The organism is Vibrio sp. T11.5 (genome assembly GCF_027587155.1).
Lineage (GTDB): Bacteria > Pseudomonadota > Gammaproteobacteria > Enterobacterales > Vibrionaceae > Vibrio > Vibrio neptunius.
The window spans coordinates 1-14,572 of record NZ_JAPPTP010000030.1; the positions used below are offsets into that span (position 1 = coordinate 1).

Annotated in this window: 9 protein-coding genes and 5 tRNA genes; 9 read left to right on the top strand and 5 right to left on the bottom strand. The window is 46.7% G+C overall.

What is annotated here, in order from left to right:
- Positions 1-108: 108 nt before the first annotated feature.
- The 4 genes from ubiK to OH455_RS20520 all read right to left on the bottom strand — a co-directional run bounded on the left by ubiK (position 109) and on the right by OH455_RS20520 (position 5,350).
- Positions 109-360 carry a ubiquinone biosynthesis accessory factor UbiK gene (ubiK, locus tag OH455_RS20505; protein ID WP_045977431.1) on the bottom strand — a complete coding sequence of 84 codons (252 nt, stop codon included), beginning with the start codon at positions 358-360 and terminating at the stop codon, positions 109-111.
- 149 nt (positions 361-509) lie between these two features.
- A complete protein-coding gene (locus OH455_RS20510) occupies positions 510-3,632 on the bottom strand; it encodes a multidrug efflux RND transporter permease subunit (protein WP_045977430.1) in 3,123 nt (1,040 codons plus the stop codon).
- 11 nt (positions 3,633-3,643) lie between these two features.
- The gene (locus OH455_RS20515) at positions 3,644-4,750 is read right to left on the bottom strand and encodes an efflux RND transporter periplasmic adaptor subunit (RefSeq protein WP_206371088.1); all 1,107 of its coding nucleotides are present in this window, start codon (positions 4,748-4,750) and stop codon (positions 3,644-3,646) included.
- Between the two features lie 18 nt (positions 4,751-4,768).
- A complete protein-coding gene (locus OH455_RS20520) occupies positions 4,769-5,350 on the bottom strand; it encodes a TetR/AcrR family transcriptional regulator (protein WP_157634076.1) in 582 nt (193 codons plus the stop codon).
- A 201-nt stretch (positions 5,351-5,551) separates the two neighbouring features.
- On the opposite strand from OH455_RS20520, the gene rep reads away from it, so the two are divergent.
- Positions 5,552-7,570 carry a DNA helicase Rep gene (rep, locus tag OH455_RS20525; RefSeq protein ID WP_269982648.1) on the top strand — a complete coding sequence of 673 codons (2,019 nt, stop codon included), beginning with the start codon at positions 5,552-5,554 and terminating at the stop codon, positions 7,568-7,570.
- 71 nt (positions 7,571-7,641) lie between these two features.
- Here the strand turns inward: rep and OH455_RS20530 are convergent, their stop codons facing one another.
- Positions 7,642-8,055 (bottom strand): c-type cytochrome, encoded by a 414-nt coding sequence (locus tag OH455_RS20530; RefSeq protein ID WP_045977426.1) that lies wholly within the window; start codon positions 8,053-8,055, stop codon positions 7,642-7,644.
- A gap of 288 nt (positions 8,056-8,343) precedes the next feature.
- On the opposite strand from OH455_RS20530, the gene OH455_RS20535 reads away from it, so the two are divergent.
- The 8 genes from OH455_RS20535 (at position 8,344) to OH455_RS20570 (ending at position 14,571) form a co-directional block, all read left to right on the top strand.
- Positions 8,344-8,420 (top strand) — tRNA-Arg (locus OH455_RS20535).
- A 41-nt stretch (positions 8,421-8,461) separates the two neighbouring features.
- Positions 8,462-8,537, top strand: a tRNA-His gene (locus tag OH455_RS20540).
- Between the two features lie 251 nt (positions 8,538-8,788).
- Positions 8,789-8,865 (top strand) — tRNA-Pro (locus OH455_RS20545).
- A gap of 44 nt (positions 8,866-8,909) precedes the next feature.
- Positions 8,910-8,985, top strand: a tRNA-His gene (locus OH455_RS20550).
- A 107-nt stretch (positions 8,986-9,092) separates the two neighbouring features.
- Positions 9,093-9,169, top strand: a tRNA-Pro gene (locus tag OH455_RS20555).
- 889 nt (positions 9,170-10,058) lie between these two features.
- Entirely contained in the window at positions 10,059-11,774 is a 1,716-nt protein-coding gene (locus OH455_RS20560; protein WP_269982649.1) for a dipeptide ABC transporter ATP-binding protein, read from the top strand.
- Positions 11,775-11,867: 93 nt separating this feature from the next.
- Complete coding sequence (locus OH455_RS20565) at positions 11,868-13,421, top strand: ABC transporter substrate-binding protein (protein ID WP_045977424.1); 1,554 nt, start codon at positions 11,868-11,870, stop codon at positions 13,419-13,421.
- A 172-nt stretch (positions 13,422-13,593) separates the two neighbouring features.
- A complete protein-coding gene (locus OH455_RS20570) occupies positions 13,594-14,571 on the top strand; it encodes an ABC transporter permease (RefSeq protein WP_045977423.1) in 978 nt (325 codons plus the stop codon).
- Position 14,572: the final 1 nt, after the last annotated feature.

Consider the following 14,572-nt stretch of genomic DNA (forward strand, 5'->3'; position numbering starts at 1 on the left):
TGTAAGAGATCCCCAACTCACTTGTTCCTCGTTCTGGGGGTGACATGCATGAAAACAAAAAGGGCCGACGTTATCACGTCAGCCCTCAGGGTTCTCTCGCGGTTCAGCTTACTTGTCTGCTAGCTTCTCTTCCAGTTCAGCCAATTTCTGCTCCATTTCGGTCAGTTTTTGGCGAGTACGTAGCAATACCTGAGTTTGAACATCAAACTCTTCGCGGCTCACGACATCGAGTTTGTTCAGTTGGCCTTGGATGACTTGGCGTACTTTCTGGTCAACGTCTGCACCAAGCTCTTTCACTGGTGTTGGCATTGAGTCATGTATCTGTTTAGCAATTTGTTCTAGTTTCTTTGGGTCAAACATGTGACGAAAACTCCTGTCTCTTATTGTTGGTATTCTATGTAATTGATACGGGAAAGTCGCTACTTCGATAGCAAAAATTCGAAGCGACTAACGACAAATAGTGACCAATAAAAAAGGCCACCGAAGTGGCCTTTTGGCAAACGTTGAGTTTAGCTGTTGTCAGACAGCTGACGCTGTGCGGCTTTTGCTTCGTCAACACGAGCCAGTTTTTCCAGGTCCTTGTCTTCAACAAACACCGGTAGTGGCTTGTGTTTCTCAGCTAGGTAGCTGTAGATAACCGGCAGTACGAACAGGGTAAACAGAGTACCAATCGCCAGACCAGCAACGATAACGATACCGATACTGAAGCGCTGAGCTGCGCCTGCGCCTGTTGCATACATCAGTGGGATAAGACCTGCAATCATCGCAGCAGTCGTCATCAGGATAGGGCGTAGACGAACTTTCGCCGCTTCCATGACCGCTTCTGTCTTACCTAGTTTATTGTGCAACTGCTCTTCTTTGGCCACTTCACAGATCAAGATACCGTGCTTGGTAATCAGACCAACCAAGGTGATCAGACCGACCTGAGAGTAGATGTTCATTGAAGCTGCCCCCCACGCTAGAGCGATTAAAGCGCCACAGATTGCTAATGGTACGGAAACCATGATGACGATTGGGTCTTTGAGAGACTCAAACTGAATTGCCAGAACTAAGAAGATAATCGCTAGTGCTAGACCAAAGGTCGCGTAAAGCGCACTCCCTTCTGTGACATACTGGCGAGCTTCACCCATGTAATCATGATTGTAACCGTTTGGCAGTTTTTCAGTCGCAATATTTTCTAGCCAGTTGACAGCATCACCCATGGCTGTACCTGGTGCAGGTACAGCACCAATGGTGGCAGAGTTAAGCTGGTTGAAGTGTGGCAGTGAGCGTGGCTCAGCGACAACATCAATGGTGATCAAGCTACCCAGAGGAACCGCACGGTCATCTGCAGCACGCACGTAGTAGTTGTTCATCGATTCTGGGTTTAGACGCCATTTTCGCTCAACCTGAGGGATTACTTCATACGAACGACCATTAAGGTCAATTCGGTTGACGTAACCATCAGACATCATAGTGCTCAGCGTGGTACCAATGTCTTGCATTGTTACGCCATATGCCCCCGCTTTGTCCTTGTCGATGTTGATCTTCATTGTCGCTGAGTCGTAGTTCAGATCCAGCTCAGAATAAACAAACATCGGGTTAGACTTTACGTCACCAAGAATATCGGTGGCGATAGTGAACAAGCTTTCGAACGCGTTAGGTGTGGTGATCACGAATTGAACTGGAAGACCTGAACCTGCACCTGGAAGTTCCGGCATCTGGAATGCTGTCACTGCCATTCCAGGAACATGGCTGACTAAACCTGTCACGCGGTTGGCAACTTCAGACTGGCTCGCTTCACGCTCACTCCATGGCACCATAGACGCGATACCAAAGGCTTGGTTCGAGTTAGGCACACCAGTAAACACCTGCGCGTACGCGACTTCTGGTTGGTCAGACAGAATCCGGTTAACGTCATTCATGGTGTTTTGCATGAAGTCGAGGTTGGCATTCGATGGAGCAGTACCCATCAGCATGACTACCCCTTTATCTTCCGACGGTGCCAATTCGCTTGGGATGAACTTGAACAGCATCGGCAAGCTAGCAAACACTATGAGAGCAAAACCAATCACCACAGGGCGGTGCTTCATGACCGCACCCAGCATACGCTCGTAACGGCTGGTCATGCCATCTAAGACACTATGTACCTTCTGTTCGAATTTGTTTGGCGTTTCATTAGCCTTCAGCATCTTCGAACACATCATAGGTGATAGTGTCAGAGCGACGATACCGGATACGAATACCGAACCTGCGAGGGTGAGGGCAAACTCTTTAAATAGTGAGCCAGTAATACCACCCATCAAGGCAATCGGTGCGTATACTGCACCCAGCGTTAGAGTCATGGCGATAACTGGCACCGCGATTTCACGTGTACCGATAATGGCTGCACGGAAAGGTGACTCTCCCAGCTTGATGTGTCGGTCGACGTTCTCTAGAACAACGATCGCATCATCTACCACCAGACCGATGGCCAATACCATCGCCAGTAGCGTCATCAGGTTCCATGAGAAGCCCATCGCTTGCATCACCATCGCCACACCAATCAGAGATAGCGGGATGGTAACTATAGGGATCATAACTGCACGGAAAGAACCTAGGAACAGCGTAATTACGATCAAGACAATCAGTGCCGCTTCAGCGATGGTCTTGATAACCTCGTTGATCGACTCATTAATAGCGATGGTCGAGTCATACATCACGTTCATGTCGATGTTACTTGGCAGGTTACGCTCTAGTTGAGGTAACAGATCAAGGACATCCGCTGCGATGTTGATTGGGTTCGCACTTGGCGCCGCGTTGATCGCCACCACGACCGCTTCTTTACCATTGGCACTTGCACGGTAGACATCGTGGCTCTTCTCAAGGGTGACTTTTGCGATATCGCTAAGGCGAGTGACATCACCTTCGTCAGAGCTAACAACAAGGTTCTTCAGCTCTTCGACGTTAGAGACCTGAGTATCAGCGCTACCGTTATACAGAACGAACTCACCGACAGCCTGACCAGCCGCTGACTGGTAGTTGTTGGCATTTAGCACGTTCATGACATCAGTAGCCGTTTTACCCAGTGCTGCCATTTTGGCAGGGTCTAGCCAAATACGCAGCGCGTATTTCATACCACCATAGAGGTCAACCTTAGAGACACCGTTAACAGTGAACAGCTGCGGGTTGATGACACGCTCTAGGTAGTCTGTTATCTGGCTTGATGAAAGCTCATCACTGGTAAAGCCGATGTAGAGCACCGCTGTTGTAGAACCCGTCGACATAGTTACAGTTGGGTCTTCGGCTTCTTTTGGAAGTTGAGAGCGAACCGAGTTGGTCTTAGCCAGAATGTCAGACAAGGCGGCATTCGGGTCAGTGTTCAACTTCATGTTAACGGTAATGGTCGATGTACCGAGTACTGACGAGGACGTCATGTAATCAATATTGTCAGCCTGAGCGACAGCCTGTTCCAGAGGCTGAGTAATAAAGCCTTGGATAAGGTCGGCACTGGCGCCGTAGTAACTGGTGGTGACCGTTACTACCGTATTTGTCATTTCAGGGTATTCTCGGACCTGCATCTTGAACACCGCTTGCAAACCAAGCAAGGCGATCAAAAAACTGATCGATACCGCTAAAACTGGACGTTTAATAAAAACATCAGTAAAGCGCATGAGGCCTCCAATTACAGCATAGGTGTTTCAGCTGGTGGAGTAGTCGCATCGCTTTCTACTACACGAACTTTCGCGTCATTGCTTAGACGAACCTGACCAGATGTCACGACAAAATCACCAGGTTTAACGCCATCGAGGATGTGAGCAATGTCTTTCACTCGTTCGCCCACTTTAACCACATGTTGCTTAACGCGTTTTTCACCATTCTCTTCAGAGATGATGTAAACATTGTCCCCATAAAGTGTGAAGGTAATGGCGGTTTGCGGCAGGGTTACCTGATTTTCGAGCGTTGGCAAAATGATATTGGCACGCGCGAACATACCGCTACGGAGCTTGCCATCGCTGTTTGGAATGTCAGCTTGAACCTGGATCAGACCACTTTGGACGTTAACTGCAGGTTCAATCGCGGTGATTGAGCCTTCAAATGGTGTCTCAGGGTAAGCATCAACGAAGATATCGACTTGCTGATCGAGTTTGATGCGGGAAATGTCAGTCTGAGGCACAGTGAAGCGCAAACGCATAACACTGGTGTCTTCTAGGCGAACAATGTCCGTACCTGCTTGTAGGTATTGACCTAGGTAAACGTTACGAATACCAACGACGCCTGCGAAAGGGGCTTTGATTTCACGACGGTCGATGGTCGCTTTTAAGCTTTCAATATCGGCTTTAAGCGAGAAGTAGTTCGCTTCGGCGTCATCAAAGGCTTCTTTCGATACTGAGCCTTTCTTATATAGACCTTGGTAGCGTTTATACTTAGCCTGTGCTGCTGGTAGTTTGGCCTGCGAGCTCTTCAGATCAGCTTTTTCTACTTCAGAGTCGAGTAGAACAAGAGGCTGACCTTCTTCAACGACGGTACCTGAATCGAAAGTAATTTTATCAATCACCCCCGCTGTTTCATTGGCTACAGTGACACCTTGGTTCGGTTCAATGAAACCGATCGCTTCGATGACAGGAACCCAATCAACAGGTTGTACTTCCGTTACGGTCACCGGAAACTCAGGTTCTGGGCGATTAGCCAAATATTCGGCTATCTTCTGTTGCTTGAATAGATTGAAGCCTATCACGCTACCAAACAGCAGTATTGCGATAAGCAACATAAAGAAAGTCCACTTTTTCATTCTGATCAGAACTCCAAGTTAGTGTTGAATGATTGCATCCCAGCTAGCTTCGATGGCGGCTTCTAAAGCGACGTCATCCAGCTGGTAGTATCCCAAAGCATGTTTGCGAGCCAGTGCAACACTGGCTTCAAAACTCAGCCCTGAAAGAATCTCATTGTCGAGAGGTTTAAAAATCCCTTGTTCCTTTCCTTGATTAAACAACCGATCCACTTTGGCAAACATTTGTCGCTCAAGTTCCCGAGTTTTTCGCTTGTTTGCACAGGGAAGAGATTCATATTGAACGCGATTGCTCAGGGTTTCCATATTCGAACCTGCAAGGTTCCAGATGTTTAACCACATAGTGCGATAGCGTGTTTTCAAGGGCATATCGTCGTTGACGTCAGCTTGAACGGCAGTTGCGATTCGTTCGGCGACGTTTAAACGCACTTCATCCAGGAGATGCTCTTTATCTGAGAAATAACGATAGATAGTACCTGCAGCCACCCCTGCCTCTTTTGCCAGCTTGTGCATCGAAAGGCCTTGAAAACCTGACTCTGCAATTAGCTTTTCAGCGGCTGTGAGGATCTGCTCGTGCTTATCTATTGATGTGTTACTAGACATAGTCTCACTTTCAATGAATGAACGTTCATTCATTATAGCCCGATAGCTGCACACTAGTGCAATAAAAACATTTTATTAATTAGATAAATTTACAACCAATGAGATCCTTTTAGCCGGAGTGGCTGCACTACGATTAAACATAGCAATCGATCTATTGCACCATTATTATAGGCGCCATAAATTTTGACCTCAGAGACCTCTATGAAGCTGAACCCCAATCAAGACGAAGCCGTTAAGTACGTATCAGGACCCTGTTTGGTTCTAGCGGGAGCGGGATCGGGTAAAACACGTGTTATTACCAACAAGATTGCGTATCTGGTTCAGCAGTGTGGTTATAAAGCTCGTAACATCGCAGCGGTGACGTTCACCAATAAAGCGGCGCGTGAAATGAAAGAACGTGTTGGTCAGACGCTTGGCAAGAACGAATCGAAAGGCTTGATGGTATCGACGTTCCACACCTTAGGCCTCAACATTATTAAACGTGAATACAAGGCATTGGGGTTAAAGTCGGGCTTTTCTCTGTTTGACGACCAAGATCAGTTAGCACTATTGAAAGAGCTGACTGAGAAACAGCTCGATGGCGATAAAGATTTACTACGCCAGCTGCTGAGTACCATTTCCAACTGGAAAAATGACATGCTGACTCCGGAGCAGGCAAAAGCATATGCTCAAGGTGAACAGCAGCAACTGTTTGCCTTCTGTTTCGACATGTATCAGAAACAGATGAAAGCTTACAATGCACTCGACTTTGATGACTTAATCGCTTTGCCGGTTCTGCTGCTGCGCACCAATCAAGACGTCCGTCAGCGTTGGCAGAATCGTATTCGCTATTTATTGGTCGATGAGTATCAGGATACCAACACCAGCCAGTACGAGTTGGTCAAACTGATTGTTGGCGAGCGGGGTCGCCTGACAGTGGTAGGGGATGATGACCAGTCAATCTATTCTTGGCGTGGTGCGAAACCCCAGAACTTGGTGCTGTTGGGTGAAGATTATCCAAGCCTTCGTTTGATAAAGCTGGAGCAAAACTATCGTTCTACCAGCCGAATTTTGCGTGCTGCCAATATACTGATTGCCAACAACCCGCACGTGTATGAAAAGTCGCTGTTTTCTGAAATACCGGATGGCGAAAAGCTTAAAGTATTACTGGCGAAAGATGAAGAACACGAAGCGGAGCGGGTGACAGGTGAGCTGATTGCACATAAGTTTCTTAACCGAACCGATTACCGCGACTACGCTATTTTGTATCGTGGTAACCATCAGTCTCGGCTGATTGAAAAATCTCTGATGCAAAACCGAGTGCCTTACAAGCTCTCTGGCGGTACCTCGTTTTTTGCTCGTGCGGAAATCAAAGACATCATGGCGTATTTACGAGTGTTGGTGAACCCTGATGATGACAACGCATTTTTGCGCATTGTGAACACGCCTCGGCGTGAGATTGGCCCAGTAACACTGGAAAAACTGGGTAGTTACGCCAATATGCGTGGTAAAAGTCTGTTTGAATGCAGTTTTGAAATTGGTCTGGAGCAACATTTGTCTGGCCGTGGGTTAGAAAACTTACGCCGCTTTAGCCAGTGGTTAGTCAAGATAGCGGATCAGGCCGAGCGCGGAGACACAGTCGAAGCCGTGCGTTCATTGGTGCGTGATATCAATTATGAAGACTGGCTGTATGAAACCTCTGCGAGCCCGAAAGCGGCCGAAATGCGGATGAAAAACGTCTCCGATCTCTATTCCTGGATTGTCGCTGATTTAGAAGGGGATAATTATGATCAGGAAGAGAAGACCATTAAAGAAGTGGTTCAACGTTTAACACTACGTGACATGATGGAACGTGGTGAAGAAGATGATGACAGCGATGCGGTACAATTGATGACCCTACATGCTTCCAAAGGCCTAGAGTTCCCTTATGTTTACTTGATTGGTTCGGAGGAGGGGATTCTGCCTCACCAGACCAGCATCGATGAAGACAATGTTGAGGAAGAGCGCCGTTTGATGTACGTCGGGATCACCCGAGCCCAGCGTGAGTTGACCTTTACCATGTGTAAAGAGCGTCGTCAGTTTGGTGAGTTAATCAAGCCGACTCAAAGTCGCTTCCTTGATGAATTACCGTTTGATGACGTGGAATGGGAAGTCAATAAAAAGCCACAAACGCAAGAAGAGCGTATGGCTAAAGGGCAGGCACACATTGCGAATATTCGTGCAATGTTCAACAAAAAATAGCGGTTATTTTTGTTGAACAGAAAAAGAAGGGCTTGGTGAAAACCAAGCCCTTCTTTTATATTAATGAGGGATTACAGACCCGCAATCATGTGCTCAATGGCAGCAACGATTTCGTCATCTGAACAATCCATACAAGAGCCTTTCGCTGGCATGGCATTGAAGCCGTTGATGGCGTGGTCCTTCAGCACGTCTTTACCTTGCGCAATACGCGGGCCCCAGTCACCAGCGTTACCTGTTTTTGGTGCGCCGCTTACCCCTGATGCGTGACAAGCGATACAAAATGTGCCGTAAACCGTTGCACCATCACGTGGGCCAGTTGGCTCAGCTTTTACTGGCTCAGCGCCAGCCAGATAAACACCACCAACAGGTTTAATGCGTTCTGCAATCGCATCGTAGTCTTCTTGGCTGACATTAGCTGCAAAAGAGGCGCTAGAAAAAGTGATCGCAGCGGCCAAAGCGGTTAAGATTTTTCGAGACATATCCATTAAACTCACTTTACATTCCTGAAGGTAAGTTCGTGCTTACCTATTATTAGAGTGTGGCTTGATCGACAGCGTTTTGCTGTTAAATCAATGTAAATATTGGGTGATTATATCCTGATAACTTGTTGCAATAAACAACAAGTTAACCGCTTCCATAGGGTTATCTAATCGGAAATAGGGGTTTATCACACTTTAATTGCCCAAAAAGGCGTCAAACGATAAAAAAAAGTGTAAAAAGTACTAGACGGCCTAGTGTGATATCCGTATTATTCCACTCCGCCGATAGGGCATGCGCCCGTAGCTCAGCTGGATAGAGCGTTGGCCTCCGGAGCCAAAGGTCGAAGGTTCGAATCCTTTCGGGCGCGCCATCCGGACGCTTACTAAGGTAAGTTAATTGGCATATATAATGGTGGCTATAGCTCAGTTGGTAGAGCCCTGGATTGTGATTCCAGTTGTCGCGGGTTCAAGTCCCGTTAGCCACCCCATTATTCTGGTGGCATTGTCTCCATTCTTGATTCATTATCGAGATAAAACATAAGTCGTTGAATAGCGTGTTCGTAGCGTATCTCGGCTCTTGGAATAAGCGGGACCAGAGGGTTGACCCTCTATAACGTAAACCAAGTAAAAAAATAACTTGTCGGTGAATAGCGTGTTTGTAGCGCATCCCGGCTCTTGGAATAAGCGGGACCAGAGGGTTGGCCCTCTATAACGTAAACCAAGTAAAAAAATAACTTGTCGGTGAATAGCGCAGCTTGGTAGCGCATCTGGTTTGGGACCAGAGGGTCGGGGGTTCGAATCCCTCTTCACCGACCACTTTTCGTTTATGGCTTTTAGAGCGGTAGACACAAGAATTGATGGTGGCTATAGCTCAGTTGGTAGAGCCCTGGATTGTGATTCCAGTTGTCGCGGGTTCAAGTCCCGTTAGCCACCCCATTATTTGCTCGATGAATAGCGTGTTTGTAGCGCATCTCGGCTCTTGGAATAAGCGAGACCAGAGGGTTGACCCTCTATAACGTAAACCAAGTAAAAAAATAACTTGTCGGTGAATAGCGCAGCTTGGTAGCGCATCTGGTTTGGGACCAGAGGGTCGGGGGTTCGAATCCCTCTTCACCGACCACTTATCCTTTTCTTAGGTTAGTTTTCTAACGTAAGAATGGGTCGGGGGTTCGCCTGTTCATTGAATTGGCTCTTCACGACCACTATTAGAGAAAACCCCAGTCGAAAGACTGGGGTTTTTTCGTTTTTAGGGTGCCTTTTTTCGTGCTCAACGCTCAGGAAGACGTATTTAGTCCTTCCCTTACCTCATCTCAACAAGGCCTCGCGAGTAGTGAAGCAAAGAGTGGAACGGCCGTTCTTAACGACCTTTATCCGTCTTCATGATGCTCACTGCGTTGATTATTCAGCCTTGAACGCTCAGTATTTTGCTCGCACAACGCCGCTAGCCAAGCGTCATATTGTCTACCCCTGAAAGAGATAGTTAAGCAGAAACCTCACTTTTTATGGCTGTAGTGAATAGGGTTTATTGATGGTAATTTTTGCTGTTGATTTATCATAAATCTGAACTAAAGTTTTACTATTGATGGAATATATAGATTAAGTTACTGATTATCTGTTTAATAGCAGCTTTATGTTTTTATTTTGTTAAATAGTTTGGTTGTGTTTTTTGTGAATTTTTATTCTCTTGCTCTTATAACGTCAACGTCTGGCTTATAACCTTGAGGACTTACAAATAAAGCGTTTTGTTCTCCATTAACAACAGGTATGACCAACTGATGATATAACTCAATTGCATACTTATTTTCATAAGCTGCTTGGTATTTGTTCAAACTCGACTTTTTATTCTATGTTTGTTGCTTTTCTGTGAATTTTTTGCCAAATTGATGACCTTGTAAATTGCCAGAACCGTGTCCCCAATTTTGCTTCACTTGATTGGGTGATCAGGCTGGCTTGAATGGATTCACTTTTCAGACAGGGCAGAAAACTGCCAAAGCAGTAGAGGTCTGGTAATGTCACTTTTAGAAGTTAAAAATCTTCGTATCGAATACCCATCACGCCACGGTGTGCATGCCGCGGTTAAATCTCTATCGTTCAATATTGAGCGTGGAGAAATTGTCGGCGTTGTGGGTGAGTCTGGCGCAGGTAAATCAACGGTCGGTAATGCCGTCATTGATCTACTTAGCCCACCTGGCCGCATCGCTAGTGGTGAAGTTTATTTAGATGGTGAGCTGATTTCAGGTTTATCGGCAGAAGAAATGCGCCAAGTACGAGGTTCAAAAATTGGATTTATCTTTCAGGATCCAATGACCTCACTGAACCCACTTTTTACTGTTGAACAGCAGTTGAAAGAAACCATTCATGCCAATATGAGGGTCACAGACGAGGAAGCGTATCAGCGCGCTTTATCTCTGATGCAGCAAGTGGGGATACCTCAACCGGAAAACCGCCTCAAGCAGTTTCCGCACCAGTTTTCTGGCGGTATGCGTCAGCGTGTTGTTATTGCGATTGCCTTGGCTGGTGAGCCTGACCTGATCATTGCTGACGAACCAACTACGGCTCTCGACGTTTCAATCCAAGACCAAATTCTTAGCCTCATTCGCGAATTGTGCATTAAGAACAATGTGGGCTGCATGTTGGTGACACACGATATGGGTGTGGTTTCCAATGTGACAGACCGTGTCGCAGTGATGTACCGGGGTGATCTGGTTGAATTTGGCCCTACAGCCAAAGTGCTGGGCGAACCCGATCATTCCTATACTCGCAGCCTGATTTCTGCGGTACCACGCTCTGATATCAAGCTAGATCGCTTCCCACTCGTGAGCTACATAGAAGAAGCACACGAAATGGAACCATTGGATGTTAAGAACCATTGGTTAGGTCAAAGCCAGGATCACCGTGATTACACTGGCTCATTATTGACAGTTGAGAATGTCAATCTTCGCTTTACCACTAAAGATTCACTGTTTGAAAGCCGCCGTGAGTATGTTCAAGCATCGAACAATGTCAGCTTCGAAATTTTTGAAGGGGAAACGTTTGGTTTGGTGGGCGAATCTGGTTCGGGTAAGTCAACCATTGCGCGGGTCATTGCTGGTCTGTATCAGCCAAACTCGGGCAAAGTCACCTTTGAAGGGATTGATCTGACATCGCTGAAATCAGAAAAAGAACGTCGCCCTCTGCGTCGTCAGATGCAGATGGTATTCCAGAACCCATATACCTCAATGAATCCGCGCATGAAGATTTTTGACATCATCGCGGAACCTATCCGTTTCCATCAGTTAACCAGTAATGAAACGGAAACCAGGCAGATCGTGCATGACCTTCTCGATCACGTAGGCCTCGGAAAAATGGCGGGTGTGAAGTACCCGCATGAATTTTCAGGCGGGCAGCGTCAGCGCATCTCCATTGCTCGCGCATTAGCGACCCGTCCTCGTCTGCTTATTTGTGATGAACCGACGTCAGCGCTCGACGTGTCAGTGCAGGCTCAGATCCTTAACTTGCTCAAAGATCTGCAAGATGAATTAAATTTAACCATGCTGTTTATCAGCCACGACTTGCCTGTGATTCGTCAGATGTGTGACCGTGTTGGTGTAATGCAGATGGGAACCTTGTTAGAAGTCGCCCCGACAGAGCAACTGTTTAAATCACCTCAGCATGAATACAGCAAACAACTGATTTCCCTAATGCCTGAATTCACGGGCTTAAGAGAAGAAATGAAAACGGCGTAAGTCGTAGACCTTTCCTGATACAAGCAGCATCAGGGACTAAACAGACACAAATACAACAACTAGGGATAGAAATCCCGCATAAGGAGTTATGCAATGAAAACCATGAAAAGCAAACTAGCAGTGGCTTTAATGGCAGCTGGCCTTAGCTTTGGCGCAGCGGCAGCAGATATTACCGTCGCTTATGATGCCGACCCAGTGTCACTGGATCCGCATGAGCAACTGTCTGGCGGTACACTGCAAATGTCTCACATGGTATTTGATCCACTTATCCGTTTTAATCAGAAAATGGAATTTGAACCTCGATTGGCTGAATCTTGGAAACGTCTTGATGGCGAAACAATGCAGTTTACTATCCGCCAAGGTGTGAAGTTTCACTCAGGGAATGTACTAACGGCAGACGATGTAGTGTGGACATTTGATCGTCTAAAGACATCTCCTGACTTTAAAGGTATCTTCGGTCCAATCGTTTCTGTGACTAAAACGGGTGACTATACCGTTGAAGTCAAAACCGATGGCGTTTACCCGCTAGTAGAAAACGTCATGACTTACCTATTCCCGATGGACAGCAAGTTCTACTCAGGTAAGACAGAAGATGGTAAAGACAAAGCTGAGCTAGTGAAGCACGGTAACTCTTACGCATCGACTCATGTGTCTGGCACGGGGCCTTTTATCATCACGCAACGTGAGCAGGGCGTAAAAGTCACGTTTGAGCGTTTCAACGATTACTGGGATAAAGCCTCTAACGGTAACGTAGATAAGCTAACACTAGTGCCAATCAAAGAAGATGCTACCCGTGTTGCCGCTCTTCTATCTGGTGATGTAGACATGATTGCGCCAGTAGCGCCAAACGACTACAAACGCATTAAGAAAGCCGACAGTGTCGACCTTTACACTATGCCTGGTACGCGTGTGATCACGTTCCAGATGAACCAAAACAGCAACCCAGCCCTGAAAGATGTACGTGTTCGTCAAGCGATCACCTACGCTATTAACAACGAAGGCATCACTAAGAAAGTGATGAAGGGCGCAGCAACCGCCGCGGGTCAACAGAGCCCAGTAGGTTTCGTTGGTCACAACCCAGACCTAAAACCTCGCTACGATCTCAAGAAAGCAAAACAGCTGATGAAAGAAGCGGGTTATGAGAACGGTTTCTCACTGACGATGATGTCGCCAAACAACCGTTACGTGAACGATGACAAGATTGCTCAAGCCTCTGCGGCCATGCTCTCTAAAATCGGTATCAAGGTTGACCTAAAGACGATGCCAAAAGCGCAATACTGGCCTGAGTTCGATAAGTGTGCAGCAGACATGCTCTTGATCGGCTGGCACCCAGATACAGAGGATTCAGGTAACTTCACTGAGTTCCTAGCAATGACACGTAACGCTGAAACAGGTAAAGGTCAGTACAACTGTGGTCACTATTCAAACGCTGAAGTTGATAAGCTGATTGAAGAAACGAACACAATGACAGACCTTAAGAAGCGTAGTGCCTCGCTGAAGAAAGTCGAAGAGATTCTATACAACGAAGCGGCATTTGTTCCTCTACACTGGCAAGATCCATCATGGGCAGCGAAAGGTAACGTTGATATTGGTCCAATCATCAACGGCATGAACTTCCCTTACTTCGGTGACTTGGTGGTGAAATAACCCGGCACAGAATTAAGTAACAATACTGGCACCCTCATCGGGTGCCACACTTAATTTTTTGGTGCTTGGCTTTGTTTCAGTCGGGTTAAGTGCCATTTTTCAGACTGATAATGCCACCGGAATATTTCTGGTTGAGCAGACTGAAATCCATGGAAAGTTAAAGGGGCAAGGAATGTTTTCGTTTCTGGTCAAGCGCCTGTTTCAGGCACTGATAGTGATGTTTGTGATCAGTCTAGTGGCGTTTGCCATTCAGGATAACTTAGGCGACCCATTACGTGAGTTGGTTGGTCAGTCGGTTTCAGAAGCCGAGCGTCAAGCACTACGTGATGATCTAGGTCTGAATGATCCCTTCATTACAAAATACACACGCTTTGTTGGCAATGCGCTACAAGGTGATTTAGGTACATCTTACTTCTTCAAGCGCCCAGCGGTTGAAGTGATTCTCGATAAATTAGTCGCCACACTTGAGCTGGTATTTGGTGCCACGCTGATCATTGTATTCTGCTCGATCCCTCTTGGTGTTTACTCGGCGATTCATCCAAAAAGCTTCTTCACTAAGCTCGTCATGGCTGGGAGTAGTATCGGTATCTCGATACCGGTGTTCTTAACCGCCATCATGCTGATGTATGTTTTCTCGATTGAGCTAGGTTGGTTACCATCTTATGGTCGAGGCGAAACAGCGAACCTATTTGGCTGGGAGTCTGGCTACCTGACACTGGATGGCCTAGCACACTTAATACTGCCATGCATTGCGCTCGCCTCTATTATGCTGCCGCTCTTTATTCGCTTGGTTCGTTCTGAAATGCTGGAAGTGCTGAGTTCTGAATACATCAAGTTTGGTAAAGCGAAAGGCTTAGCGCTGAATAAAATCTACTACCAGCACGCACTGAAAAACACCATGTTGCCGGTGCTGACTGTGGGTGGTGTACAAATTGGTACCATGGTGGCATACACCATTCTGACTGAGACAGTATTCCAGTGGCCGGGTACTGGCTTCCTTTTCCTAGAAGCGATCAACCGTGTTGATACACCGTTAATCACGGCTTACGTTATCTTCGTTGGCCTGATTTTCGTCGTGACGAACACCATTGTTGACTTGCTATACGGCGTCATCAACCCGACCGTAAATCTCACTGGTAAAGGAGCATAAT

Bases quoted from the DNA above. Each gene is read 5' to 3' on its own strand.
- OH455_RS20560 (WP_269982649.1), top strand. From the start codon at position 10,059: ATGTCACTTTTAGAAGTTAAAAATCTTCGTATCGAATACCCATCACGC.
- OH455_RS20515 (WP_206371088.1), bottom strand. From the start codon at position 4,750: ATGAAAAAGTGGACTTTCTTTATGTTGCTTATCGCAATACTGCTGTTT.
- OH455_RS20565 (WP_045977424.1), top strand. From the start codon at position 11,868: ATGAAAACCATGAAAAGCAAACTAGCAGTGGCTTTAATGGCAGCTGGC.
- ubiK (WP_045977431.1), bottom strand. From the start codon at position 360: ATGTTTGACCCAAAGAAACTAGAACAAATTGCTAAACAGATACATGAC.
- rep (WP_269982648.1), top strand. From the start codon at position 5,552: ATGAAGCTGAACCCCAATCAAGACGAAGCCGTTAAGTACGTATCAGGA.
- OH455_RS20530 (WP_045977426.1), bottom strand. From the start codon at position 8,055: ATGGATATGTCTCGAAAAATCTTAACCGCTTTGGCCGCTGCGATCACT.
- OH455_RS20510 (WP_045977430.1), bottom strand. From the start codon at position 3,632: ATGCGCTTTACTGATGTTTTTATTAAACGTCCAGTTTTAGCGGTATCG.
- OH455_RS20520 (WP_157634076.1), bottom strand. From the start codon at position 5,350: ATGTCTAGTAACACATCAATAGATAAGCACGAGCAGATCCTCACAGCC.
- OH455_RS20570 (WP_045977423.1), top strand. From the start codon at position 13,594: ATGTTTTCGTTTCTGGTCAAGCGCCTGTTTCAGGCACTGATAGTGATG.